This window comes from Amycolatopsis sp. cmx-11-32 (assembly GCF_047608695.1).
Taxonomy (GTDB): domain Bacteria; phylum Actinomycetota; class Actinomycetes; order Mycobacteriales; family Pseudonocardiaceae; genus Amycolatopsis.
In genome coordinates, this window is the sequence record NZ_JADNQN010000009.1 from 99,099 (window position 1) to 123,604 (window position 24,506).

General features: G+C 68.8%; 26 protein-coding genes and 2 pseudogenes. 16 read left to right on the forward strand and 12 right to left on the reverse strand.

All coding sequences use genetic code 11. The features are described from left to right. Positions 1-47: 47 nt before the first annotated feature. Complete coding sequence (locus ACM6LR_RS25790) at positions 48-530, forward strand: hypothetical protein (RefSeq protein WP_414938376.1); 483 nt, start codon at positions 48-50, stop codon at positions 528-530. Next, the gene (locus ACM6LR_RS25795; protein WP_414938377.1) at positions 440-955 is read left to right on the forward strand and encodes an amidase family protein; all 516 of its coding nucleotides are present in this window, start codon (positions 440-442) and stop codon (positions 953-955) included. Before ACM6LR_RS25790 ends, ACM6LR_RS25795 begins: the two co-directional genes overlap by 91 nt. A gap of 15 nt (positions 956-970) precedes the next feature. Here ACM6LR_RS25795 and ACM6LR_RS25800 read toward each other — a convergent pair whose 3' ends face one another. After that, positions 971-3,205, reverse strand: a complete 2,235-nt coding sequence (locus ACM6LR_RS25800; RefSeq protein ID WP_414944666.1) for an ATP-binding protein — start codon at positions 3,203-3,205, stop codon at positions 971-973. A 114-nt stretch (positions 3,206-3,319) separates the two neighbouring features. Here ACM6LR_RS25800 and ACM6LR_RS25805 point away from each other — a divergent pair, with 114 nt between their 5' ends. Continuing rightward, positions 3,320-3,952, forward strand: coding sequence for a LuxR C-terminal-related transcriptional regulator (locus ACM6LR_RS25805; RefSeq protein ID WP_414938379.1), 633 nt, complete (start codon positions 3,320-3,322; stop codon positions 3,950-3,952). A 9-nt stretch (positions 3,953-3,961) separates the two neighbouring features. Here the strand turns inward: ACM6LR_RS25805 and ACM6LR_RS25810 are convergent, their stop codons facing one another. Beyond that, positions 3,962-4,531: a response regulator transcription factor gene (locus tag ACM6LR_RS25810; protein WP_414944745.1), complete on the reverse strand. Its 570-nt coding sequence runs from the start codon at positions 4,529-4,531 to the stop codon at positions 3,962-3,964. 421 nt (positions 4,532-4,952) lie between these two features. Here ACM6LR_RS25810 and ACM6LR_RS25815 point away from each other — a divergent pair, with 421 nt between their 5' ends. The 5 genes from ACM6LR_RS25815 to ACM6LR_RS25835 all read left to right on the forward strand — a co-directional run bounded on the left by ACM6LR_RS25815 (position 4,953) and on the right by ACM6LR_RS25835 (position 9,054). Then, on the forward strand, positions 4,953-5,354 hold the full coding sequence (locus tag ACM6LR_RS25815) for an alpha/beta fold hydrolase (RefSeq protein ID WP_414944746.1): 402 nt from the start codon (positions 4,953-4,955) through the stop codon (positions 5,352-5,354). A gap of 506 nt (positions 5,355-5,860) precedes the next feature. Further along, a complete protein-coding gene (locus ACM6LR_RS25820; RefSeq protein ID WP_414938381.1) occupies positions 5,861-6,388 on the forward strand; it encodes a toxin-antitoxin system HicB family antitoxin in 528 nt (175 codons plus the stop codon). Positions 6,389-6,440: 52 nt separating this feature from the next. After that, a complete protein-coding gene (locus ACM6LR_RS25825; protein WP_414938382.1) occupies positions 6,441-7,286 on the forward strand; it encodes a DUF4097 family beta strand repeat-containing protein in 846 nt (281 codons plus the stop codon). A gap of 32 nt (positions 7,287-7,318) precedes the next feature. Further along, positions 7,319-8,269 carry an ATP-binding cassette domain-containing protein gene (locus ACM6LR_RS25830; RefSeq protein WP_414944667.1) on the forward strand — a complete coding sequence of 317 codons (951 nt, stop codon included), beginning with the start codon at positions 7,319-7,321 and terminating at the stop codon, positions 8,267-8,269. Next, positions 8,266-9,054 (forward strand): ABC transporter permease, encoded by a 789-nt coding sequence (locus ACM6LR_RS25835; RefSeq protein WP_414944668.1) that lies wholly within the window; start codon positions 8,266-8,268, stop codon positions 9,052-9,054. Before ACM6LR_RS25830 ends, ACM6LR_RS25835 begins: the two co-directional genes overlap by 4 nt. 458 nt (positions 9,055-9,512) lie before the next feature. Here the strand turns inward: ACM6LR_RS25835 and ACM6LR_RS25840 are convergent, their stop codons facing one another. Further along, complete coding sequence (locus ACM6LR_RS25840) at positions 9,513-10,283, reverse strand: TetR/AcrR family transcriptional regulator (protein WP_414944669.1); 771 nt, start codon at positions 10,281-10,283, stop codon at positions 9,513-9,515. An 84-nt stretch (positions 10,284-10,367) separates the two neighbouring features. On the opposite strand from ACM6LR_RS25840, the gene ACM6LR_RS25845 reads away from it, so the two are divergent. Both ACM6LR_RS25845 and ACM6LR_RS25850 read left to right on the forward strand, forming a co-directional pair. Beyond that, positions 10,368-11,090 (forward strand): DUF2306 domain-containing protein, encoded by a 723-nt coding sequence (locus ACM6LR_RS25845; RefSeq protein WP_414938386.1) that lies wholly within the window; start codon positions 10,368-10,370, stop codon positions 11,088-11,090. Between the two features lie 49 nt (positions 11,091-11,139). Beyond that, entirely contained in the window at positions 11,140-12,603 is a 1,464-nt protein-coding gene (locus ACM6LR_RS25850) for an alpha/beta hydrolase (protein WP_414938387.1), read from the forward strand. Positions 12,604-12,606: 3 nt separating this feature from the next. Here ACM6LR_RS25850 and ACM6LR_RS25855 read toward each other — a convergent pair whose 3' ends face one another. The 3 genes from ACM6LR_RS25855 to ACM6LR_RS25865 are packed head-to-tail and all read right to left on the reverse strand — an operon-like array spanning position 12,607 to position 15,762. Next, positions 12,607-14,079 carry an alpha/beta hydrolase gene (locus ACM6LR_RS25855; protein ID WP_414938388.1) on the reverse strand — a complete coding sequence of 491 codons (1,473 nt, stop codon included), beginning with the start codon at positions 14,077-14,079 and terminating at the stop codon, positions 12,607-12,609. Between the two features lie 46 nt (positions 14,080-14,125). Next, positions 14,126-14,845: an ABC transporter permease gene (locus tag ACM6LR_RS25860; RefSeq protein ID WP_414938389.1), complete on the reverse strand. Its 720-nt coding sequence runs from the start codon at positions 14,843-14,845 to the stop codon at positions 14,126-14,128. A 32-nt stretch (positions 14,846-14,877) separates the two neighbouring features. Beyond that, entirely contained in the window at positions 14,878-15,762 is an 885-nt protein-coding gene (locus tag ACM6LR_RS25865) for an ABC transporter ATP-binding protein (RefSeq protein WP_414944670.1), read from the reverse strand. A gap of 143 nt (positions 15,763-15,905) precedes the next feature. Between ACM6LR_RS25865 and ACM6LR_RS25870 the strand changes: the two genes are divergently transcribed. Next, entirely contained in the window at positions 15,906-17,024 is a 1,119-nt protein-coding gene (locus ACM6LR_RS25870) for a histidine kinase (RefSeq protein WP_414938580.1), read from the forward strand. After that, entirely contained in the window at positions 17,021-17,623 is a 603-nt protein-coding gene (locus ACM6LR_RS25875; protein ID WP_414944671.1) for a response regulator, read from the forward strand. The genes ACM6LR_RS25870 and ACM6LR_RS25875 overlap by 4 nt, the downstream gene beginning before the upstream one ends. Here ACM6LR_RS25875 and ACM6LR_RS25880 read toward each other — a convergent pair. After that, positions 17,620-17,980: pseudogene (locus ACM6LR_RS25880) on the reverse strand (cupin domain-containing protein); the annotation flags it as partial. The gene ACM6LR_RS25875 and the pseudogene ACM6LR_RS25880 sit on opposite strands and share 4 nt — an antisense overlap. Here ACM6LR_RS25880 and ACM6LR_RS25885 point away from each other — a divergent pair. Together ACM6LR_RS25885 and ACM6LR_RS25890 are read left to right on the forward strand one after the other, a co-directional pair. Further along, positions 17,963-18,079: pseudogene (locus ACM6LR_RS25885) on the forward strand (alpha/beta fold hydrolase); the annotation flags it as partial. The pseudogenes ACM6LR_RS25880 and ACM6LR_RS25885 sit on opposite strands and share 18 nt — an antisense overlap. Before the next feature lie 339 nt (positions 18,080-18,418). Next, complete coding sequence (locus ACM6LR_RS25890) at positions 18,419-19,267, forward strand: SAM-dependent methyltransferase (protein WP_414938392.1); 849 nt, start codon at positions 18,419-18,421, stop codon at positions 19,265-19,267. A gap of 191 nt (positions 19,268-19,458) precedes the next feature. On the opposite strand, the gene ACM6LR_RS25895 is transcribed toward ACM6LR_RS25890, so the two are convergent. Together ACM6LR_RS25895 and ACM6LR_RS25900 are read right to left on the reverse strand one after the other, a co-directional pair. Then, positions 19,459-20,619, reverse strand: coding sequence for a S1 family peptidase (locus ACM6LR_RS25895; protein WP_414938393.1), 1,161 nt, complete (start codon positions 20,617-20,619; stop codon positions 19,459-19,461). 216 nt (positions 20,620-20,835) lie between these two features. Continuing rightward, entirely contained in the window at positions 20,836-21,591 is a 756-nt protein-coding gene (locus ACM6LR_RS25900; protein WP_414938394.1) for a TioE family transcriptional regulator, read from the reverse strand. Between the two features lie 16 nt (positions 21,592-21,607). On the opposite strand from ACM6LR_RS25900, the gene ACM6LR_RS25905 reads away from it, so the two are divergent. Then, positions 21,608-22,147: a putative immunity protein gene (locus ACM6LR_RS25905; protein WP_414938395.1), complete on the forward strand. Its 540-nt coding sequence runs from the start codon at positions 21,608-21,610 to the stop codon at positions 22,145-22,147. Here ACM6LR_RS25905 and ACM6LR_RS25910 read toward each other — a convergent pair. Continuing rightward, positions 22,072-22,611, reverse strand: a complete 540-nt coding sequence (locus ACM6LR_RS25910) for a DUF6194 family protein (RefSeq protein ID WP_414938396.1) — start codon at positions 22,609-22,611, stop codon at positions 22,072-22,074. The genes ACM6LR_RS25905 and ACM6LR_RS25910 overlap by 76 nt on opposite strands. A 62-nt stretch (positions 22,612-22,673) precedes the next feature. Between ACM6LR_RS25910 and ACM6LR_RS25915 the strand changes: the two genes are divergently transcribed. Further along, the gene (locus ACM6LR_RS25915; protein ID WP_414944672.1) at positions 22,674-23,375 is read left to right on the forward strand and encodes a MerR family transcriptional regulator; all 702 of its coding nucleotides are present in this window, start codon (positions 22,674-22,676) and stop codon (positions 23,373-23,375) included. Between the two features lie 99 nt (positions 23,376-23,474). On the opposite strand, the gene ACM6LR_RS25920 is transcribed toward ACM6LR_RS25915, so the two are convergent. Together ACM6LR_RS25920 and ACM6LR_RS25925 are read right to left on the reverse strand one after the other, a co-directional pair. Further along, positions 23,475-23,939 (reverse strand): peroxiredoxin, encoded by a 465-nt coding sequence (locus ACM6LR_RS25920; protein ID WP_414944673.1) that lies wholly within the window; start codon positions 23,937-23,939, stop codon positions 23,475-23,477. A 45-nt stretch (positions 23,940-23,984) separates the two neighbouring features. Further along, the gene (locus ACM6LR_RS25925) at positions 23,985-24,236 is read right to left on the reverse strand and encodes a hypothetical protein (protein WP_414938399.1); all 252 of its coding nucleotides are present in this window, start codon (positions 24,234-24,236) and stop codon (positions 23,985-23,987) included. Positions 24,237-24,506: the final 270 nt, after the last annotated feature.

The window sequence follows — 24,506 nt, forward strand, 5'->3', positions numbered from 1 at the left end:
TTCGACAATGGCGTCGTTGGATCTCTTGAGCGGAGAGGGCGTGCCGGATGGCTGGCGATGATTTCGCCTGGCTGGACGCGACGGCGCAGGCGGAACTGGTCCGCCGGGGACAGGTGTCACCGCTGGAACTGCTGGAAGCGGCGATCGCGCGCATCGAAATGCTCGACGGCGAACTCAACGCCGTGGTCAGTACGCGGTTCGAGAAGGCGCGGCGCGAGGCGGTGACGGCGCGCGGGCAAGGACCGTTCCGTGGCGTGTCGATGCCGCTGAAGGACTTCCTCTGTCACACCGCGGGCGATCCGGTGTACGGCGGCATGCGGGTTCTGCGGGACCGGGATTGGCGGGCGCCGCCGGACTCCTATCTCGCCGCGCGGCTGGGCGACGCGCGACGCGGAGCCCGTGGGACCTGGCGCGGTCGCCCGGCGGGTCGGCCGCTGCGGTGGCCGCGGGCACGGTCCCCGTCGCCCACGGCAACGACATGGCGGGCTCGATCCGGATCCCCGCGGCCGCCTGCGGGCCGGTCGGGCTGAAGCCGACCCGCGCGCGGACCAGCCTCGGGCCGGAGTTCGGCGAATACTGGGGCCAGGTCACTCACGAACACGTCCTCACCCGGTCGGTCCGGGACACGGCGGGGGCAGCGCCAGGGGACCCCTGCAGCGCGCCGCCGCCGGACCGTCCTTATCGGACAGAGGTCGGCGCCGATCCCGGCAGCTTGCGGATCGGGTACCGGATCACCGCGCCGGGCACCTGCGAAACCGCGCACGCCGACTGCGTCGCCGCGGTCGAGCGGACGGCCCGCCTGCTGGAATCCCTCGGCCACCCGGTCACTCCCAGCGCGGCGGCCGCACTGGACGCGCCCGGCATGTTCCGATGCCCGCGCTGCTCGCGGCCGTGGTCACCTGGGAACTCGACGCCTGGTGTAACGAAAGTGGCTTTCGCGACACGGACCGGGTAGTCGCCCGCCGTCCGCTCACGAGGAAGGCAGGAGCGCCAGTTCGGCCAGAGCCTGTTCCCGTCGGGCGCTGAACGCCGGCGCGGGGGAGAGTTCGACGGCCAGCGTGAGGCACTCCCTGGCCTCTTCGAAGGCGCCCGCCTCCCGCCAGGCTCGCCCCTCGCGGAGCGCGCAGATCGCCTCCATCACGCCGAACCCGCCTTCCCACGAGAGCCATCGGCTGGTGCGGTAGTAGCCCGCCGCTTCCCGCCATTCGGCGAGATCCGCGAGCACGTCACCGATGGCGCGCAGGGCCAGTGACTTCAGCATCCGGTGGAGACCGGGGTACGTGTCGTCAGCCAGCCTGTCGGCGTCGGCGAGCACGGCGTGGTGGACGGCGAGCGCTTCGGAGTGCCGCCCGGCCGTTCGCAGCGCGTGCCCGTAGACGTTCCGGGCCGAGCTCTGTCCGTTCCAGAACGGCAGTTCGCCCGCCGATTCGTACCCGCGTTCCGCGTATTCGAACGCTTCGGCTTCCCGTCCGACGTAGTGCAGCACTTGGCCGAGGTAGATGGACGCCCAGGTCTGCTCGGTGCGGTCGCCGATCCGGGTGGCGATGTCCAGCGCGCGGCGATGCGCCTCGACGGCGCCTTCGTCATCGCCGAGACAGACACTGCAGGCCCAGCCGACGAAGTTGAGCAGCTTGGCCTCGTCCGCGGCGTTGCCGAGCGCGTTCGCCGCGGCCGCGCCGAGGGAGAAGATCTCCCACCACGGCCGCTGCCCGCTTCGCCCGTCGGAGTACCAGTGCAGTGCGACGGCGAGGCCGCTGACCTCCCGGTGCCATCCCTTCCGCGCCGCCACCCGCTGCGCGGCGACCCAGTTGTCGCCTTCGACGTCCAGCCAGCGCGCGTTCTCGTCCCGCGAGCCGAAGCGCCCGGTCTCCGGTGCCTTGGGGTAGAACAACCTGGCCGCCTCGGCCGCTTTGTCGAGCAGGTGGGCGAGCACGGTGTCGCGCGCCGCCGGGTCCTCCTCCGCCTCGAACCGCTCCTCGGCGAACAGGCGGATCAGGTCGTGGAACTGGTGGCGTTCCGGCACGGTCGTGGACTGCAGGAGGCTGGCGTCGAAGAGTTCGTCGAGGTGCTCGCGGACGTCGGCGTCGGAGGCACCGGACACGACGCCCGCGAGTTCGAGACCGAAGTCGGCGCCCGGCACGGTCGCCAGCCGCCGGAACAGCCGCCGTGCCCCTTCCGAAACCCCGCGATAGGACAGGTCGAACGCCGAGCGCAGTTGCAGATCGCCCGCCGCGAGCGCGCGCAGCCGGGTGCCTTCGTCGCGCAGCCGGTCGGCCAGCTGGGCCAGTGACCACTGCGGCCGGGTGGCGAGCCGGTTGCCCGCGATCCGGACCGCGAGCGGCAGATACCCGCACAGCTCGACGAGTTCCCGCGCCGCGGCGGGCTCGGCGCGGACGCGATCCTCGCCGACGATCTTGGCGAGCAGGCCGGTCGCACCGCCGTCCGAAAGCGGCTCGAGCCCCAGCCAACGGGCGCCCTCGAGCCCGGCGAGCGTGCGACGGCAGGTGATGAGGGTGAGGCAGCCGGGCCCGGTGACCAGCAGCGGCCGGACCTGCGCCTCGTCGGCGGCGTTGTCGAGCACCAGCAGGAGCTTCCGTCCGTCGAGCAGCATCCGCAGCAGCGCGGACCGATCGTTTTCGGAGGCGGGCACCTGCCCCGGAGCGACGTCCAGCGCGCGCAGCAGCCGGTCGAGCGCGGCACGGGCGCTCAGTGGTTCTTCGTCCATCCCTCGCAGGTCGACGGCGAAGCAGCCATCCGGGTAATTTATGCGCCACCGGTCCGCCGCGGTCACCGCGAGCGCGGTCTTCCCGACTCCGGCCTGCCCGACGATCGCGACCACGCCACCGCCCTCGGTGATCTTCGCGGACAGCTGTTCCAGCTCGTTTTCCCGGCCGGACAGATCCGCGAGGGGCGCGGGCAGCGCACAGGTCGCCGCGACGTGGGCGGCCAGCGCCGGATTCCGCCGCCGTCCCTGTTTGGCGACGGTCAAAAAGAACTCCCGGTCGCCGCCGGTCAGGCCGAGCGCGTCCGCGAGCACCTCGGCGGAGCGCTGCTGGGCCGCTCGGGCGCGGCCGCGTTCCAGCTCGCGCAGGGCGCGGACGCTGAGTCCGGAGGCCTCGGCCAGCCGCTCCTGCGTCCAGCCCGCGGCTCGCCGGTGTTCGAGCAGGAGCTTTCCGAACACCGACCGCTTCTCGTTCTCCTCCACCGGTTCCACCGCGGTCCATTCAACCGGCAGCCTTCCGGCGGCGAAAAGCTGCCCCCTGATTCTGCTTGTCCCGCCTTCTCCGCAGCCGGTTACCTGGTAGGTATGTCGACGATCATGACGACCCCCGTCCGGCCGGTCGTCCGTGCCGAGGAGCGACGGGAGATCCGGGTCGCGGTGTACGCGGGCGACCCGCTCGTCCGTGCGGGCCTGCGCAGCGCGCTCGGCGCCGGCCAGGGCATCGCGTTGTGGGACGACCCGGGGGCGGCCGACGTCCTCGTCGCGGTCGCGGGGAACGAGCCGCACCGGATCCCGGCCGGGCCCGCCCGGCTGGTGCTGGTCGCCGACGAGCCCAACCAGGCCGAGCTGTGGGCCGCGGTGGAACGCGGGCTCGCCGTCGTCGTCGCGCGTTCCGAGGCGACCCCCGGGAGGCTGTTGCGCGCGGTTTCCGACGCCCACGCCGGCCGAGGCGATCTGCCCGCCGACCAGCTCGGCAGCCTGCTCCGCGGAATCTCGCGGCTGCACAAGGAAGTTCTCGAGCCGCGTGAACTCGCGCTCAGCGGACTGTCGCCCCGCGAGACCGAAGTCCTCCGGCTGCTCGCGGAGGGATACGACACCGGTGAGATCGCCCGGCGGGTGGCCTACTCCGACCGGACCGTGAAGAACATCCTCCACGGCCTGCTCACCAGGTTCGGCCTGCGTAACCGCACGCATGTCGTGGCGTACGCGCTCCGGGAAGGCCTCATCTGACACGCGCGCTCAGATGACTCCCTCGCGTATCGCGTAGGCCACCGCGTGTGATCGGTTCCGCAGGCGCAACCGATCGGTGACGGCGTAGATGATGTTCTTCACCGTCCGCTCCGAATAGGAGAGTTCGGTGGCGATCTCTCCGGTGTCGAGCCCGTCGGCCATCAGGCGCAGGACGTCGATCTCACGCGAGGAAAGACCGGCCCCGGCGGGCTCGCTCGGCTCGAGCATCTCCCGGTGGAGCCGCTCCGCGTGTTCGGCCAGCCTGGTGTGCAGGTTGGACGGCGGGCTCACCCCACCCGACGCGGCGAGACGGACGTTGTCGGCGACCCGGTTGTCGGTCACCGCCGACCTCGGCAGGATGGCGACCACCCGGCACTCCACCGCGACCGCGAGCCCGCCTTCCTCGATCCGGTCGGTCACCAGCACGATCGGTTTGCCGAGTTCGGCGGCGACTCCACGCAACTCGATGACCGCGTCGGGCGAAAGCCGGTCGAAGGCGGCGACGACGACCTCGATTTCGTCCCGCGCCCGGCCGTCGACGACTCTCACCGACGCCCGTGCCTCGAGCAGGTCGGTCATTCCGGCCTTCGTGATGGGGTCGAGCGCGCATACGCTCACCCGGACCGCTTTCCCGCGTTCCTCTCCCGCCGGTGACGGCCGGAAGGGCTTCGTGTCCACTGTGGATCCTCGATTGTCAAGAGCCGCCAGGACAGAAAGCCTTGCCCGTCCGCGCGAGCGGGTTTCTTGTACGGTGGTACCCGGGTAGCGACCCACTTCGGTGACCCCCACACCTGACGGTGGGTCGCTCCCGTTTCATGCGGCTCACGGCGATTCTCCTCCGCCGGAAAAGTCACGGCAACGTGTTCGGCCGCGTCCTGGTTTCCCAGCCAGCAGAGAATGGCCGAATGGGCATCTCCGTGTCCGCTGTCGTTCGAGAGAAACGGACCCGCGTCGTATGAGTGTTCGCAGGATTCTCCTTCTCGGCGCGATCACCGTGGCGATGGCGGCGACGGGAGTGGCTCCGGCGGCGCCCAGTGCGCGGCCGTCGAAGCCGGTCGAGCGCCTCGGCGTGCTCGTCACGAATCCGGGAGGTCCTGCAAGGCCGGGCGCATCCGGCGCGGTGATCGACCAGGTCGGCAACCTGAACGCCGCACGCGATCTCGACGTCGTCCGTGCCGCGCTCGGCGAGGAGAAACCGAGCTACGCCGGCTATTCCTACGCCACGTTGCTTGGCCAGCAGTACGCCGAACGATCCCTTCGAAGGATCAGGGCGATGGTCAACGACGGGAACAGGGACCACAGCCTGCGGACGACCTACCGATTCATGCGGAGTTTGACCGTGCCAGTGGAACGGGATTTCCCGGCTTTTGCGAAATTGTGTGTTTACGGCGAACCTCTCTGAGAAAGCCAAGAAAGGTACACTCGTCTATCCGGGAACGGCGGATTGGCCCTATCTCGGCCAAGAGCTGAAGCGTTTCCGGGATGGAGAGGGCGGCGCACCGGCTTCGGCGCGCAACGTTCCCGAGCCGGTCAATCGCCCGGCGCCGTCGATCTGGTGCAGCGATTGGCGGCTCCCGATCGAGGACTTCGCCGCGTGCGTCGGCGAACCGCTGAAGACGACGAACCCGCAGCGTCCGCTCAAGGTCCGCGGCGCACCGCCGAACAGAGCGGCTCCCGTCTCGTCACCTACGAGGGGTGGGGGCGCACCGTCCACCGGGGGCGGCGGTCCGAGCCCGTGTGTCACCAAGCCGTCGATGCCTGTTTGACCGATCTGAAGTGCCGGAGAAGGGGGCTCGTGCCCATCGGCGGAGCAATCTCCAAGACCCTGAACTGCTAAAACGCCACGTTGGCACTACTTGGCGCCAAGTAGTACTTGTGTTGGCGCCATTGTGGTGCCATGATGGCATCATGGATTTGACGCCCTTTGTGGACAACGTTCGCCGGGAACTCGCCGTCGCCGCCGAGGCGGGTGGAGCCGAGGCGAGCGCCCTCGCCGAACGACTGACCGCGCCGCTCGCGTCGGCCATCCGTCTCGCGCTGCTGGACGCGTTGTCCGCCGCGTCGGACGAGATCACGCGGGATCTCGCGCCCGGTTCGGTCGAGGTCCGGCTGCGTGCCGGGGAAGCCAGCTTCGCCGTCACGGTTCCCGCGGTTCAGCCGTCCGAGTCCGTCGCGGCTTCGGTGCCGGAGCCCCCGATGCCTCCCTTGCCCCCGCTGCCGGACGAGGAGGGGGCCACGGCCAGGATCAACTTCCGGCTGCCGGAGCAGCTCAAGGCACGCGTCGAAGAGGCCGCGGCCGCGCAAGGCCGTTCGGTCAACGCGTGGCTCGTGCGTGCCGCGTCCGCCGCGCTGCGGCCGTCGGAACCCGCCGCCCGGCCCGCCTCGCCGAGCGGCGGTCATCGCGCCACCCAGCGCTACACCGGCTGGGTCCAATAACACTCAGCTGACCAGCACAAACACCGAGCACCACACCTTTGAGGGGACAACCATGCCTACTTTCGCCACCCCGGAACCCATTCTCGTGGACATCGAGCCCGTCGTCGGCGACGTCCGCGTCGTCGCCGGGGACCGTGCCGAAACGGTCGTCGAGGTCGCTCCGGCGGACAAGAACGACGACTCCGACGTCCAGGCCGCGGCGCGGACCGTCGTCGAGTTCTCCGGCGGCACGCTGACGATCAAGGCGCCGAAAATGCGCCTGTTCGACTTTTCCAAGCGGACGAGGTCGATCGACGTGACCATCGAACTGCCCGCAGGCTCACGGTTGCAGGGGAACACCGGTCTCGGTGACCTCCGCGTGACCGGGCGGCTCGGTAGCTGCCGTTACAAGTCCGGTGCCGGGAACGTCCAGCTCGACCACGTCGGTGAGCTGAATTTGAACACCGCCGCCGGGAACATCGTCGTCGACCACGTCGAGGGCAACGCCGAGATCACCACGAGCTCCGGCCGCGTGCACGTCGGCGAGATCACCGGCACCGGCGTGGTCAAGAACTCCAACGGTGCCACCACCATCGGAGCGGCGGGCGACACGCTCCGCGTCCGCTCGGCCAACGGCGACATCACCGTCGACCGGGCCGAGGACGGGGTGGAAGCCAAGACCGCCAACGGTTCGGTCCGCGTGCTCGACGCCGCACGGGGCACGCTCGCCCTCGAGACCGCCATGGGCGACATCGAGGTCGGCATCCGCCAGGGCACCGCGGCCTGGCTCGACGTGAACACCACCTTCGGCCGCGTCGTCAACGACATGGACTCCGCCGCCGAACCCGGCGCCACGACCGACAAGCTCGAAGTGCGCGCCAGCACCTCCCTCGGTGACATCGCCATCCGTCGTTCTTGACTCACAAGTCCTTACGAACCAGGGGAATCCACATGAGACACCCGGCCATCTCCGCGACCGGACTGCGCAAGTCCTACGGCGACAAGGTCGTACTGGACGGCATCGACCTGCACGTCCCGCCCGGCACCGTCTTCTCGTTGCTCGGCCTCAACGGTGCCGGCAAGACCACCACGGTCAACATCCTGTCCACTTTGGTCAGTCCGGACGCCGGGGGTGCGACCATCGCCGGAGCCGACCTGGCCACCGATCCCGACGGCGTCCGCGCCGCCATCGGCCTCACCGGCCAGTTCTCCGCGGTCGACAATCTCCTCACCGGTGAGGAGAACCTGTTCCTCATGGCGGATCTGCACCATCTGCCGCGCCGGGCGGGACGCGAACGCGCCGCCGAACTGCTGGAACGGTTCGAGCTGGCCGAAGCCGCGAAAAAGACACCGGCCACTTTCTCGGGTGGGATGCGCCGCAAGCTCGATCTGGCGATGACGCTGATCGGCGACCCCGAGGTCATCTTCCTCGACGAGCCGACCACCGGTCTCGACCCGCGCAGCCGTCGCACGATGTGGCAGATCATCCGGGACCTCGTCTCCGGCGGGGTGACGATCTTCCTCACCACGCAGTACCTGGAGGAGGCCGACCAGCTCGCCGACCGGGTGGCCGTACTCGACGGCGGCAGGGTCGTCGCGCTGGGCACACCCGACGAACTGAAGCGACGCGTGCCCGGCGGGCATATGCAACTGAAGTTCCCCGACGCCGTCTCGCTGCGCGACGCGGCCCGCGTGCTTCAAGTGTCCACATCGGACGAAGAGACCCTGGCGCTCCGCGTGCCGACCGACGGCACCGTCGCCGCGGTTCGCGCGGTGCTGGACCGGCTCGACGCCGGAGCCGTCGCGGTCGACAGCCTCACCGTGCACACCCCGGACCTCGACGACGTGTTCCTCAGCCTCACCGGTCACCGGACCGAAGCGACCAAGGAGATGGCCCGATGAGCACCCTGGCCCTGTCGATGCGCGACTCGGCGACCATGCTGCGCCGCAACATCCGGCATATGCAACGGTATCCGTCGCTCACCCTCATGCTGGTCGGCCAGCCGATCGTGTTCCTGCTGCTGTTCGTCTACGTCTTCGGCGGCACCCTCGGGAACGGGCTGGGCGGCGCGGGCGGCCGCTCCGAGTACGTCGGCTACGTCACGCCCGCCATCCTGCTCATCACCGTGTGCAGTGCCGCCCTCGGCACCGCCATCTCCGTCGCGACGGACATGACCGAGGGCATCATCGCCCGGTTCCGCACCATGGCGATCAGCAAGGCCTCCGTGCTGACCGGTCACGTCGTCGGCGCGTTCATCCAGACGGCGTTCGCGCTCGCCGTCGTGTTCGGGGTCGCGCTGCTCGTCGGTTTCTCGCCGACGGCGGGAGTCGGCGAATGGTTCGCGACCATCGGCGTGCTGGCGGTGCTGACCATCGCGCTCACCTGGCTGTCGGTGGCGCTGGGGCTGGCGGCCAAGAGTGTCGAGACGGCGAGCAACACCCCGATGGTCTTCATGCTTCTTCCCTTCCTGGGCAGCGGTTTCGTGCCCACCGACTCCATGCCGGCCTGGCTGCGCTGGTTCGCCGAGTACCAGCCGTTCACCCCGGTCATCGAGACGATCCGTGGCCTGCTGCTGGGTACCCCGATCGGCAACAGCGGCTGGCTCGCGGTCGGCTGGTGCGCCGTGCTCTCGATCGTGGGGTACCTGTGGTCGAAGTCGCTGTTCGCCAAGGAACGCGACCGGTGACCTGAGATCGACGCGACCGGGGGTCGTCCCGGGCAGGCCAGGCGGTTCTTCGCCGCTGTGTGAGGCTGACGATGAAGGAATGGGGACGATCAACAGGGGTTCGGGGACATGTCTCCCTCAGGAACCCCGGCACAAGCCGAGTGGGGAAGATTGCGGACGTTGAACGTCCGCAATCTTCCCCACTCGGCTCTTGCGGTCACTAGTGTCGCGTGATCCTGCTTGTTTGACGTTGGGTTTTGTTCCTCGGACGGCGATCTCCGGAGATCGCCGTCTGATCACGGGTAAGACCTGCAGGATCACGCGACACTAGCGATGTTGAGTCCGGAATGTCACCAGCAGCGCTGATAAGCAGGTCTGCAGCTTTGCCTGGACCCTGCGCCTAGCGCGAGGAAGGGGCCTTCATGTACTGGGAAGGTGTGAAGGTCGAGTTTCTTCGGCTCAGCCGAGGGAAGGAGGCCTCAGTCGTTCTTCGCCACCCAGGCGTCGATGCCGTCCAGGAACCGGTCCACGCCGAAGCCGAGTTCGGCGGGCAGCGATCCGTCTCCGGACAGGCCGTGTCCTGAAGGGACAGTGATCTCGGCGGCGTGGACGGCCGCCAGCGCGGGGTAACTCGCCGGGTCGATGAGTTCGTCAAGCGCTTGCGCCAGTTCGGTTTCCGTGTGCGGGCGTCCGCCGTCGGTCTTGTGCGCGCTGTTCATGTCCATGCCGATCTGCGCCGTGCCGCGGACGACGGCGGTCAGGTGCAGGGCCGCGGCCCTCGCCTCGCCGGGGGCGAGTCCGACCTTCAGCAGCGGCCGGAGCAGGCGGTCCAGCCAGGCGAGCTGGTTGGGGCCGATCGGGCTGTGGTCGAGCGGGACGCGCAGCAGCCAGGGGCGGGTCTGGAAACCGGCCCAGAGCGCGCCGACCCACTGCCGGATCGCGTCACGGAAGTCGTCCGTGTCGTCGAGCTCGGGTGGCTTCGCGGCCGCGAAGTCGGCCATCACTTCGAGGAGCAGGTCCTTGCTCGGAATGTGGTTGTAGATCGACATCGTCGAGTAGCCGAGTTCGGTGGCGACGCGCTGCATGGAGAGCGCGTCCAGGCCGTCGGTGTCCGCGACCTCAATCGCGGCCATGGCGATGCGCTCCACGGTGAGCTGCGGTCGTGGCCCCCGCCTGCCGGGGGTACGCCCGGCCCACAGCAGCGTGAGGCTGCGCTGGAGATCCGGGCTCTTGCTGTCGCGTGTCGCCATCTGGCCATCCTAAAACTATGTACGTCATACGTTCATATGTATACTGTACATAGTTTCTGGTCGTCTTCTCCTGAACGGATCCCCATGACCTCGTCGAACGCGCCCCGCTGGTGGCGGCGCCCCTGGATCGTGCCGTTGATGCTGGTGGCGGTGGCTTTCCTGGCTTTCGCCGTACCGCCGTACCTGACGCTCGATCCGGCCCAGTCCCGGCTCGAACCGCCACCGGGGAACGATCTCTACTACCCGTTGCTCGTGGGGCACGTCCTGTTCGGCACGGTCGCCATGGTGACCGCCTGCTTCCAGATCTGGCCCGCGTTCCGCGCCCGCTACCGGCGCGGACACCGGATCACCGGCCGGATCTACGTCTTCGCCGGAGCGCTCCCGGCAGGGCTGCTCGGCCTGTACATCGGCTGGCACACCCCGGCCGGTCCGTCCGTGCGGGTGGCCAACCTCGTCGGTTCGGTGCTGTGGATCGCGATCACGATCATCGGTATCCGGATGGCGCGTCAGCGCCGCTACGCCGACCATCGCCGGTGGATGTCCCGCAGTTTCGCCCTCGCGATGTCGATCGTGCTGAGCCGCGTGATCAACGTGGTGTCCACGATCGTCCTGACACCGCAGCTCGACACCACCTTCGGCGGCAGCGAAGTGCTCCTGCGGTACAGCGCGGTGAGTATCGGGGCCTGGCTCAGCCCCTTGCTCCTGTTGCTGATCACGGACTGGGTGCTGGAGCGGCGCAAGACCCCGAAAAAGCCCCCCAGCGGGGTAGACGTCTCCGACCGGGGACGGACGCCCTCGCGGGTGTAGCGCCCCTAGCCTGATATCGAGAAAGCCTCTTGATATCAGGGAGTTCGGGTTGCCAACGAAAACAGTCATCGCGGTGGCGCTGCTCGTCGCCGGGGCGTCGATACCGGCGACGCCCGCCGCCGCGGCCCCTTTGATCACCTGGCACGGTTGCGCGACCGGCCCTGGAGACGCACTGGGCGCGGAGCTGGACAAGGCCGGTGCGCAATGCGGCGACGTCGTCGTGCCGGTCGACTACCGCCGTCCACGGGGACGCGAGATCACCGTCGCGCTGGCCCGGATGAAGGCTACCGACCCCGCGCGCCGACGCGGCACGCTGATGCTCAATCCGGGCGGGCCTGGTGGTCCGGCGATGGAACTGGTCCTGGCGGGTTCGTCGATGCCGGAGATCGCGGCCCGATACGACCTGGTCGGAATGGATCCCCGGTTCGTCGGGCGCAGTTCGCCGCTGAGCTGCGACTGGAAGACCGACACGTTCACCCGCTCGGCAGGGCCGAGCCTCAGGACGTTCGGCGAGAGCGTGGCGTTCGCGAGGAAGCTGGCGCACGGCTGCTCCGGCAACGATCACGAGTTGCTGCGCGCCGCGTCGACCCGCAACACCGCCAGGGACATGGACGTCGTGCGTGTCGCGCTCGGTGAACGGAAGATCTCGTACCTCGGCGCGTCGTACGGGACCTACCTCGGCGCGGTGTACCTCCAGATGTTCGGCCGGCGGGCAGACCGGTTCGTCCTCGATTCGGCGGTGGATCCCGACGTGTACGGGCCGGGTCTGCTCCGTCCGACCGCGCCGGCGCTCGACGCGGCGTTGCGGAACTGGGCGAAGACCGCCGTGGGGCAGGGGCTGGGGGAGACCGTGGACGAGGTACTGGCTGCCGTGCGGGACGTCGCGCGGTCGGCCGAGCGGCGGCCGCTCGACGTCGGTAAGTACACAGTGGACGGTCACACGGTGCCCTATCTGTACTTCGCGAACCTCTACGACGACCGACCCGCTTCACAGGCCGAGTTCGCCGGCGTCATGCGGACACTGAGGGACGCGGCGGCCGGGCGGCACGTCACCCCTTCGCCGTCACTGGCCGCGCTTCTCGACGGCTTGACGACCGGATCCGGTGCCGCGACCGACCGGGCCGGAACGCCGGTCGTCTGCGCCGATCGCGCGGCCTCTCACGACCCGGCGACGTACTACCGGGACATCCAGGGTCATCGTGCCGCCGAGCCGCTGTTCGGTCCGCTGGCCCGCAACATCACGCCGTGTGCGTTCTGGCCCGTGGCGCCCGCCGAACCCGCCACCCGGATCCACAACACCTCTCCGGCCCTGCTCCTCGGCTCGACAGGAGACCCCGCGACGCCCTACGCCGGGCAACTCGCCATGCGTAGGGCGCTCGCCGGTTCCCGCATGGTGACCGTGGCGGGAGCGTTCCGGCACTCCGTGTTCCTGAAGGGTGACCAGTGCGTCGACGCGGCGGTGCGGGATCACTTGCTGAGCGGTGAGCTCCCGGCGGATCGGACCTGCCGCTGACCCTCAGGAGGTCTGAGCGCCGCAGGCGAGATCATGCCGCGGCCGCGTGCCGGTGACCAGGAAGTCCGTCGCGAGGTCGTTGGCGCACTTGTTGTCCTTGAACAGGTAGGCCAAATGCCCGCCCTGGTCCACGGTGACCATCCTGGCGCGGTCTCCGAAGGCCTTACGCAGCTTCCGGGCGCCCGCCAGCGGCGTGGCCGGGTCGCGGAGGTTCTGCACGATCAGCACGTTCGACGGGCCGCGGTCGGTGATCTTCACCGGCGGTTCGACCGGCTCGGACGGCCAGAACGCGCACGGCGTGATGTCCGCGGCCGCCGCACCGAACAGCGGGTGCCGGAAGCGGTCGATCGCCACGTTGCGCCGGTAGGTCCCGATTTCCTCCGGCCAGTCGGAGTCGTTGCAGATCACGTGCAGCTGGCTGGCGATGTAGTTGTCCGGCGGGTACGCGGCCCCGGCGGACGGCTGCCCGGTGGCGGGGGTGGACGCGGGGTGCGGCACGGGCTTCCCGGTGTCGAGCGCGCGCCAGGTTTCGGCCAGCTTCGGCAGGTTCTTGTCGTAGTAGAGATCGGCGAACGTGACGTGGCGGAACACCTGGCCGTTGTAGCCGTCCGGGCTCGGTGTCCTGTCCAGTCGCGCGGCGAGTTCGAAGTACTTCGCGGTCACCTGCGCGGGTGTCCGGCCAAGGCCGTATTCGGGCTTCGCGGCGGCGAACTTCGCGAAGTCCGGGAAGCGGTCTTCGACGCCCTGCCCGAACAACCGGGAGAAGGGGGCGTCCCAGCCGCCGGGGCCGGTCGCGCTGTCGATCAGGAACCGGTCGCTGCGCTCGGGGAACAACGAGGTGTACACCGAACCGAGGTAGGTGCCGTACGAAATGCCGAAGTAGTTGATCTTCCGTTCGCCCAGTGCCTCGCGGACCCGGTCCATGTCGCGGGCGGTGTTGGCGGTGGTGATGTGCGGCAGGAGCGACGCCGTGGCCGACGAGCCGCATTTCGCGGCGACGGCGGCGACGCGCTGGGCCTCGCTCGTGACGTCGGCGGAGTTCCGGGCGTACCTCGGGATGTTGGTCGGATGCTCCTCCAGGGACAGCCCGCAGGTCACCGGGGTGCTGTTGTGGACACCGCGCGGGTCCATCCCGATCACGTCGTAGCCGTCCAGCACCTCCTGCGGGATCTTCAGCCTCTTGAGGATGTCCGGATAGGCCAGTCCTTCGCCACCGGGGCCGCCGGTGTTGGTCAGCAGCACGCCGCGGCGCTTCTCCGGCTTGGCGCTCGCCAGACGCGAGATCGCGATCTCGATGGTCTTCCCGCCAGGGTCGCGGTAGTCCAGTGGGACGTCGAGGGTGCCGCATTCCAGCCCGAGGCCGGCCGCCTCCGCCGGGCACGGCCCCCATTTCGGCGGGGGTGACGCCGACGCCACCGCCGGGGTCGCCGCGGTCGCCAAGGCGGCGGCGAGAACGGGGATCAGGGCTTTACGCATGGGTTTCCTCCGTAGGTCGATGAAAATGGAAGTCCACTTCGGACAGTCACCGGCGCGGTTCCCAGCGGAAGAGCCGGGAGGCCAGCGCCACGGCGACGACGACCCACGCCAGGGTCGGGGCGAGCAGGAGCAGGGATTTCGAGACGGCCACACCGCCGTTCCAGGCGTTGACGACGAGTTCGGTGGCCGACCCGCCCGGCAGCAGGCGCTTGAGCAAGGTGAGGTCGTCGGTGCCCGAGATGCCGACCCAGGAGGCGACCGCGATGACGCCGAGGGTCACCGGCAGCGTGGTGACCTGGGCGTGCTCGGGCGAGTTGGTCAGGCCGGCGGTGGCGAGGCCGAGGCCGATCATCATGGCGACGGTGGCGAGGACGGCCAGCACCAGCAAGCCGATGTTGGCGGGCGTACCGGTGACGATGCCCAGCACGGTCATGATCACGGCCACCTGGACGAGCGCGATGGCGGTGACCGGCAGCACCAGCCCGGTCAGAATGGACGCGTCACCGGCGGCCGTGGAGCGCAGCCGCTTGAGGAACAGGTTCTGGCGGCGCGACGCCAGCGTGGTCACCGAGCTGGTGTAGAGGCCGAAGGCGCACACGGTGAACATCACGATCGCCGCGATGTAGCCGAGACTGCCCACCTTCGCGAAGAGTTCGTGCTGGTAGACGAAGAACGCGCAGATCGCGATGGGCATCACGAAACTGGTGATCAGGACCGAGCGGTTCCGGAAGATCTGGATCAGTTCGCTGCGGGCTATGGAAAGCATGACTGGAATCCTTTGCGAAAAGGGAGGGTGGGCTAGTCGTTGTCGATGGCGCGGAACACGTCGTCGAGGCGGGTCGGGCCCGCTTCCAGTTCGCGCAGCTCGATCGCGTTGTCCTGTGCCCACCGCAGCAGGGTGTGCAGGTCCTTTTGCAGGCCGAAGGTCTCGATGACGAACTTCCCGTCATGCTCCCGCCTGCCCTGCAGCGGCAGTGCCGGAGCCGACGGCGGGAGGCCGAACCGGATCACGGCAGGCAGCGTCCGCGTCAGCTCGGCGACCGTGCCCTCCTGGTGGAAGGTGCCCTGGTGCATCAGGCCGATGCGGTCGGCGCGTTGCTGGGCCTCTTCGAGGTAATGCGTGGTGAGCACGATCGTCGAACCGTCCTCGCGCAACTTGTCGACCGCGTCCCACAGCGCGTCCCGCGACTGGATGTCCAGACCGGTCGTCGGCTCGTCCAGGAACACCAGCTCGGGCGAGCCGTACACCGCGGTCGCGAAGTCCAGCCGCCGCTTCTCACCGCCGGAAAGCTGTGACACCTTCGTGGTCGCCTTACGTGTCAGGTCCACGACGCCGAGCACGCGTTCGAGCCGGTCCGTGCGCTGGGTCAGCGCTCCGATCAGGCGGATCGATTCCTTCATCGTCAGATCCGGTGCGAAACCGCTCTCCTGCAACATGATGCCCATCTTGGGCCGCACGGCGGCGCGGTCTCGCGGGCTCTTCCCCAGGACGCTGACCGTGCCCGACGTCGGCGTCCGGTGTCCTTCAAGGGTTTCCAAGGTCGAAGTCTTGCCAGCCCCGTTCGTGCCGAGCAGGGCGTAGAATTCGCCTCGCCCGACCTGAAAGGACAGGTCCTTCACGGCGTGGAAGTCGCCGTACTTCAGGTTCAGGCGGTCAACGTCGATCACTGGTGTCGAAGTCATGCCTTGAATCACAACGTCTCGGGTGGTTCCCGGCCAGTGCGGTCACGTCATGATCGGCCCATGACATTCGTCGGGATGAACCCATGACGCGGTGTCACTGTTGCCCGCCGCCCTGGAGGGCCGATACTGGGACCATGTCTGATGTGGACACCGAGCCGGCGCGGGGAAAGCTGCGCAAGCTCAACCTCACCATGTTCCTCCCGCTGTTCATCGTCGGTGGGGTGATCGTGGTGGCGTCGGACGCGCGGACCTGGTGGCACGTGGTCGTCCTGAGCGCGAGCGTGCTGGCGGCCATGGTCGCCTTCGTGCGGTGGACGTCGGGCGAGCTCATGCGGGTCGCGATCCCGTGCCTGGTCGTCACGGCCCTCGTGTGGCCGTTTTCCGTGCTGCTGGTCGGCGGCAGCTCGGCGTTCTTCGGAATCCTTCTCGTGGGCTCTTTCGTCGTTCCCCAACTTCCCCGTCACCGGGTCGCGGCCGCGATCACGCTCGTCGCGTACATCGCGGCGGTGGGCGCGGCGCGGCTGCTGGTCTCCCACGAGGACATGTCCGAAGAACTGGTCAAGTTCGTCTTCGTCCCGGCCGCGATCACCGCCATCGTGCTCGGGCTCATGTTCCCCAACAAGAGGTTCTACGACGTCGTCAAGGAGCTCGAGGAGTCGCGGGAGCGGGAAGCGGAACTGGCCGTCATCCGGGAGCGCGTCCGGTTCGCGAGCGACCTGCACGACATCCAGGGCCACACCCTGCACGTGGTGAAGTTGAAGACCGCGCTGGCCAGGAAGCTGGTGGACATCGACGCCGAGCGGGCGAAGCAGGAACTGGGGGAGATCCACGCGCTCGTCAGTGAGACGATCACCCAGACGAAGGAACTCGCCTACGCCCAGCGGCGGCTCAACCTCGCCGCCGAACTGGAGAACGCGAGGAACCTCTTCGAAGCCGCGGGCATCCGCGTGCGCATCAACCGGGAGGGTGACGTCGATCCGGACGCGGGCAGGGTGCTCGGCCAGGTCCTCCGCGAGACCACGACCAACATCCTGCGCCACGCGCAGGCGACCCGGGTGCGGATCACGCTGTCGGAGTGGAGTATCACCATCGTCAACGACGGCGCCCAGCGAGCACCGCTGCCCGAACTCCGGGGGCTGGCCGCGCTCGAACAACGCGTTGTCGCGGACGGCGGCGAACTGACGGTCGAACAGGAGGACGGGCAGTTCTTGACGGCCGCGGCCTTTCCGCACGGACGTTCCGAAGCACTGGAGAAACGATGACCACGGTGGTGCTCGCCGACGACGAGGCCCTGCTCCGCAAGGCAATGGCCGCGCTGCTTCCACTCGAGGGCGAGATCATCGTCCTCGCCGAAGCGGAGAACGGTGAAGAGGCCATCGAGGCCACGCTGCGGCACGAGCCCGACGTCCTCGTCATCGACCTCGAAATGCCCGGGGTGGACGGGCTCGGCGCCGTCGCCGAAATCCGTCGTACGCGGCCGAACCAGGTCATCCTCATGCTGACCCGGCACGCGAAACCCGGGGTGCTCCGCAGAGCCCTCAAGCTCGGCGTCCAGGGGTTCGTCAGCAAGGCGGCCGAACCTTCGCACATCACGTTCGTCATCGCCGCCCTGCACCAGGGCAAACGCTGGATCGACCCGGACGTCTCCGCACTCGCCGTCGTCGACGACTGTCCCCTCACCGAACGCGAACTCGAGGTCCTGCGGGTGACGGGCGAGGGGTATTCCGTCGCCGAGATCGCCGCCCAGCTCCACCTCGCGCAGGGCACGGTGCGCAACTACCTGTCCAACGCCATGCAGAAGACCCAGACCCAGACCCGGCACGAGGCGGCAAGGTACGCCCGCGAGCACGACTGGCTCTAGCGCATGGTGTGGGCGCGTTCGCCTCGCGGTCCGAAAGGACAAGGGGCTCGACGGCGCGACCCGTCGGCCGAGCCGAGCCAGTGCGGCAGCGAGGTGTCGAATTCGGCGGCCTCGACGGGTGGCAGGACCATGTCCCGGTCGCCGACCACCAGCCGGGTCCGTCCATTGAGGACATATACCCGTTCGTAGCCGCCGTGGGTCTGCGCCAGTGGATTCCGCGGGTTCCGGGCGGACGGGAATGAGCATCTTGAACGCCTGCACCCCGCCGGCGCGGCGGGTGAGCGGCAGGAAGGTCATGCCGTGCCGGTGGATCGGCGCCAGATGGATCCGCGGGTCGCCGGTCCGAGGAGCGCCGACCTCGCCCGCGCGGTCGAGGTACCCCGGGCAGGGCACTGGCTCGCCGAGGAGAACCCGGAGTTCGTGAGCGCTGAGTTGATCAGGTTCCTGAAGTCGTGACTGAGGGGTAAGGCAAAGGTGGTTTAGGGGTCGCCCGCGGCAGGTCCATCGTCGCGGGGTCACACCGGTTGAGGAGCTTGATCAACAAGGATTCAGGGGGACATGCCCCAGGGCCTGGCAGGCACTAGCGATGCCAAGTCCGGACTACCACCAGGAGCGCTGACCAGCAGCTCTGCGACTTTGCCGGGACCCTGACCTGAGAGCCCTTTGCTACCCGCGACGTGATCCCTGGTGACACTGGGACAACCGTGACGCCGGCCTCGGACTCGTGGACCTGACACTCGACACGACACGTTTGCCCTTCACTCACGACCTTGGCGGATCCGCTATCTTCGTACCATGGGGGAGAAAGCGAGCGCCCAGGACGCGGCACAGCGGCTGGCGGATTCGGTGAACAAGGTGTCGGTCGGCCGGGTGTACGACTATCTGCTCGGCGGGGTGCACAACTACGCGGTGGATCAGCAATTCGCCGAGGAACAGCTACGGCTGATCCCGTCGATGCGGGATTTCGCGCGTGCCAACCGGGCGTTCCTCGGGCGCGCCGTTCGCTACATGGTCGGTCAAGGCATCCGGCAGTTCGTGGACATCGGTTCCGGTCTGCCGACCCAAGGCAACGTGCACGAAGTCGCCGAGGAGGTCGCACCGGGTGAATGCCGGGTCGTCTACATCGACAACGAGCCGATCGCGCAGGCCCACGCCGAGATCCTGCTGGAGCAGACCGCCGACCCGGCCCGGCACACCGCGCTGGACGGCGATTTCCACGACGGCCCACGATTGTGGAACCAGGTGATCGGCACCGGGCTGATCGATTCCGACCGGCCGATCGGCCTGCTCGCGGTGGCATTGCTGCATTTCATGCCCGACGACACCTCCCCGCACACCACTCTCGGCGGCTACTTGGAGCGGTTGCCGTCCGGCAGCCTCGTGGCGCTCTCCCACATCCACGTCCCGGCCGAGGACACGGCGTTGCAAGAACGGTCGGCGGGCGTCGTCGATTCCTATCGCCGCCGGACCAACAGCGCCGTCACGCTTCGCGGGCGGGAGGAGATCGCCGCGTTCTTCACCGGACTGCGGCCGGTCGACCCCGGCCTGGTGTGGTTGCCGCAATGGCGGCCCGATGGCGAATTGCCTGACCCGGACGGTTTGGTGGGGTCCCGTGGTTTGGCGGGCGTCGCCCGTAAACCCTGATCGCTGGGTGGACGAGCTGGACTGCGTGGATTCTAACGTCCGATAATCCACACGGTCACGCCCCGGTTTCCCATAGGTCGGCAAAGGGAAGCCCGAAGGCGAACTGCCTCACTCAGACGGTTTGGCAGTCCATCGAAAACCACGTTGGCGGGGAGCGACCGCCGCTCCCCGCCAACGCGCGTCAGAACGGGTCAGGACCGCGTCAGCGTGACCCCGTAGTTGTTCGCCGCGTCCACGACGGGCTGGTAGTAGGAGTACGAGCCGGTGGCGTTGGAGCCCTGGTTGTAGCCACAGTCGTGCCCGTCGTTGGGGCCGCCGGAGGTCAAGCCCTGTGCGGTGTTGCCCGCGATGTAGGCACCGCCGCTGTCGCCGCCTTCGGTGCAGACGGTGGACTTGGCCAGGCCGCTGGTGGCGACACTTTCCCCGCTGTAGCGGACCGTCTGGTTGTAGGCGGTGATCTTGCCGCAGGTCCAGCCGGTGGTGTTGCCCGCCTTGCACAGCGTGGTGCCGACCGGCGCCTTCGAGCTGCCGGTGATCCGCACCGTGGTGCCCTTGCGGGTGTCCACGTAGCCGCGGCCGGTGTCCTCGTCGTCGATGTCCATCAAGCCCATGTCGACCGACGGGAATTCGGTGGCGACGCCCCGGCCGATGTGCTGACCGTTGCGGTTGAGGATGTCCGGGTTGCCTTCGACGCAGTGCCCGGCGGTGAGCAGGACGTTGTCGCCGTCGCTGGTGGTGCCGGGGAAGCCGAGGGAGCAGTTGGTGCCGGGGTCGAGGTCCATGATCTGGCCGGGGATGACGTCGGCCTGCGTGGTGTTGCCGTTGGCGACCCCGGTCCGCACGGTCACGCCGGACAGCGCCGAAAGCCGCCGGACGAGGGCGCGGTCGGCGCCCGGCTGCACGGTGACGACGACCTGGTCGGCCGCGAGTTCCGGACCCCAGGACTGCACCTGGGTGACATCGGCGCCGATCACGGTGCCGACGGTGGTGGCCAGGGTGTTCAGCGCCTTCTCACCGCGGGCGCCGGTGCGCGGCGTCAGCCCGGCCGAACGGAGGGCCTGGGCGGATCCGGCGTCGGTGGCGTTCACCACGAGGGCGCCCGCGTCGTCGAAGTACGCGCCGTCGGTGTGGAGGCCGCGGGTTCTGATGCTCTCCAGCGACGAGATCAGGACCTTCTCGTGGTCCAGCTTCTGCGCGGCCTGAAGGGGGCTGACCCCGAGCTGGGACGCGAGGGTCTCGAGCATCGTCTGGTCGTAGGCGGCGGCCGGAGCGGCGGTCGCCGGGACGGCGAGTGCGCCTATTCCGGCGCAGGCGCTCAGCAGAGTGAGCATGACGGGTCCGCGAATTCGCATGCGAATTTCCTTCGATAAGGAGGGAATGACGAACCGCCGGAATATGTTCGGAAATAGCAGGGACCGGGCGGTTCATCTCGACGCGACGAACATTACGAGCGGCCGACTAGCGCGCCGTAGCGCCGAAAGTAGGTTCCGGCTGAGCGGTCCTACTTTCGTAGGCGAAAAACGTGAATTGCCCGCGTATTGCGCGGAAGTGTCATTGTCACAAAAGTGTCAGGAATTCCGTGAGCCGAGGTAGGCGTCCAGAGCGGCGGCACCGGAGAGCAGGGCGCGTCCCCTTGCCGAGAGCCGGGTGTGCCAGTCGTGCAGCGTCGACTCGAGCGGCACGACGCCTCCGGCCGAGCGGACCTGCTCGATCAGCGGCGCGATCCGCTCCAGGAGATAGCCGCCCCGTCTGAGCTGATGGGTCAGCTTGGCGTCGCGCACGTCGGCCGCGCTGTAGACGCGGTAGCCGGTCCGCGGGTCACGTTCGGGCCGGAGAAGGCCTGCGCGTTCCCATTTTCGCAGGGTGGCCGGCCGGACGCCGAGTTTCCGGGCCAGCGGACCGACGAACAGGTCGCCCCGTTCCTGTGACACGGACTCGAGGTCGCGGAGCGCGGCCGCGACGGCTTGGAGGGTGCGGCGGTCGTCAAGCAGCTGGGCGTGGCTCTCGTCGACGAGCCGGAGCGCCTCTTCGATCGCGTCCTGGTTGACCGCCACCATGATCGACGACGCCGTCGCGTGACCGTGCCCCGGCACGAGGGCGAGAAACGCGCGCAGGGCTTGCGCGTGCAGCGGCGTGTAGGTGCGATATCCGTGCGGGCCGCGTTCGGCGGCGGGGAGGATCCCGTCCGCCTCGTAGTTGCGGACGGCTTGGGTGGACAGGCCGTGCTCACGCGCGAGATCGACCGGCCTGAGCCGCTCACGGGTTTGAAGGTTCCGGCCCACTGTCCTGCCACTGTCGCTGCGAAGTACCAACTGGCGGTTCAACGATACAGTCAAGAGAATGACTGCGAACCTCATGATCGACCTCGACCTGGCGGAACTGCGTGAGGTGACGGACTTCGCCGTGGCTTGCGCGGAGCCCGCTCTGGCGATCTTCGAGCGTGAGTGCCCGGATGACCCGCGCCCGAGGGCCGTACTCGACGAGGCACGCCGGTTCGCGTCCGGGGATAAGCGGACGAAGTCCTTGCGGGTGACCGCGCTGGACGCGCACCGGGCGGCGCGGGCCGCCAGGGAAAGCGGTCGTGAAGCCGCGTTCGACGCGGCCCGCGCCGCCGGTCACGCGGGAGCGTCCGCGTATCTGCACCCGCTGGCGAAAGCGACCCAGGTCCCGCACATCCTCGGGGCCGCCGCCAACGCGGCCCGCGCCTTCGAACTCGACGCCGGCGACGATCCCGCCGTCGGCGCCGGATACATCGAGAAGATGGCCGGGCTCGCCGGTCCCGTCGTGGTGGACGTCCTGAAGCGCTATCCGGACGCCCCGGACGGTGGCCGCCGGGCGGGGGAATTGCTGCGGATGCTGGACGTGCTGTTGCGGCCCTGATCGCGAGCCCGGCGTTCGTAGCGCGCACGGGCTCGCTGATAGGCCGTACCGAGCAGCTCGCGGGTGACCGCCTCGGTTCGCGACGCCGGGTTCACCACCGCCAGCCAGCCCGCGGTCCCGTAGACGGGATGGGCGATCACGGTGTCGGCCACACCGGGATCGACGTCGGTCTCGGCCGCTTCCCGAGGTGTGCGACCGAGTCGCCGGGTGAACTCGTCCTTCCCGGCGTGGATGTTCACGCGGAAGGTGTCCGCGCGGTCCAGGCGCGAGGCCTCGTCATCGGGGTAGTTCTTGGTCACGACCGTCGCGAAGGGCTGGACGTTCGCCGGGACGACGCCATCGGGGGAGTAGTAGAAGAACGCGTCGCCCCAGCTGAGCTCGGGCCAGTCGTCGCCGGGTGCCGGGGTGAGGGCCAGGACGCCGTCGAGGCCGGACACGAAGCCGATGATCTCATCGATGGTCATGTGCTCAAGCGTCACATTAAAGTGGATGTGGAGAGTTCGAGCCTGTTTTCGATGGAGTGAAGGTGCCAAGTCTCAAATCGACCGGAATGCGCACCGCGGAGATCGCGCGGCGGGCGGGGTATTCCGTCCAGCAGGTGCGCAACCTCGAACGTGACGGCGTTCTCCCGGCGGCGACGCGGACGGCCTCGGGTTACCGGAGCTACGAGGAGATCCATCTCCGATCCGCGCTGGCCTACCGCGCGCTTGCCGCCGGGATGGGGCCGGTCGAGGCCAAGAAGGTCGTCCTGGCCTTTCACCGGGACCCGTTCGCCGAGGTGCTCGCACTCCTCGACGCGGCCCACGCCGGGCTCGACACGGAGCGCGCGGACCTGCGGGAGGCCAAGGAAGCCGTCCGGGTGATCTCCCGCGAATCGATCGAAGACGTGCGCGGCTCGGACTCGATGAGCGTCTCCGAACTCGCGTCGGCGCTCGGCCTGCGTCCGTCGACGTTGCGGCACTGGGACGCGGAACGGCTCGTCGTCCCCGGCCGCGATCAGCGTGGGACGCGGCGGTACACGCCATCCCAGGTACGCGACGTGCGGATCGTGCACCAACTGCGGTTGGCCGGGTATCGCGTCGCGCCCCTGCGCGCGCTGATGCCGGAGCTGCGGCGCTCCCGGCGGCTGGAGGACGTCGCCTCCGCGCTCGCCGACCGGGACGCCGGCATCACGGCCCGCTCGCGGGCGCTTTTCGACGGTACCGCCGCGCTTTCGCTGATCGCCTAGACTGTGTTTCTCAAAGCTCGCTTCGGGACTTCCGCGGCCGGGCCGCGACATCAGCTGATCCCTCACCCAACCTGCCAACCCCAGTTGGGGAGCCACGCCTCAAGCGTCCTTGGGCGTGCGTTCGCGCAGAGCGGCGAGCGCCTTGTCGGCGTGGACGTCGAACTTCAGCTCGCTCCTGACGGCCTTGAGGATCTTGCGGTCGGTGTCGATGACGAAGGTGCGCCGCTTGGTGTGCAACGGGCTGAATCTGCGCCAGACTCCGAACTGTTTGGCGACGGTACCGTCCACATCGGACAACAGTGGGTAGTCGAAGCCGTGCAGGGTGGAGAACTGGCGTTGTTTGGTGATGCCGTCGGGGCTGATCCCGACGCGGTGTGCGCCGACTTCGCCGAATTCCGCGGCCAGGTCGCGGAAGTGGCAGCTCTCCGAAGTGCAGCCGCCCGTCATCGCGGCCGGGTAGAAGAACAGCACGACCGGGCCGGAGGACAGGAAGTCCGACAGCGTGCGGTCCTGGCCCTTGTCGTCGGGCAGGGTGAAGTCCGGGGCGAGGTCTCCTTGGTCCATGCCGGGCATTCGGAGCCGGGGGCGCGCCGGATTGGCCCCCGTGGCTCAGCGCGTGCAGCGCCAGAAGACCCTCGCGTTGTACGGGGAAAGGATCTTGTCGTACTCTTCGCAGTCCGTGAAACCGGCCCAAGTCGCCTGGCTCCTGGCGTGATGCCGGGCGTAGCTGAGTTCGAGGCCGAAGTCGCTCGACCCGTGGCCCACGAACTCCCTCGTTTCCAGCGCGCTCGCGGGAGCGGGGTTGGCGATCGTGCCGGTGATGGCGGCCGCGCCGAGCAGGGCGAGCGATGTTTTTCTCATGGCTACCACGCTAGAACCGGAATGCCGCGGGGTTCGCCCGCCGGATGGGCGCTGCCGCTGCGGCCGTCCGTCGCAGGCGGGTTCCCACGATGTGCGACCCCGGCTGGGGGTGAAACGGATATCTTCGCGCCATCTTTGAGGAGCCGATCGGCGAGGCCACCGCGGCGGCCGCCGGAATCCATGCGGGAGAACGCGTTCTCGACGCCTGGTGCGTCACCGGTGCGTCGGCGATCCCGGCCGCGCACCTGGTCGGCTCCGGCCACCCCCGCA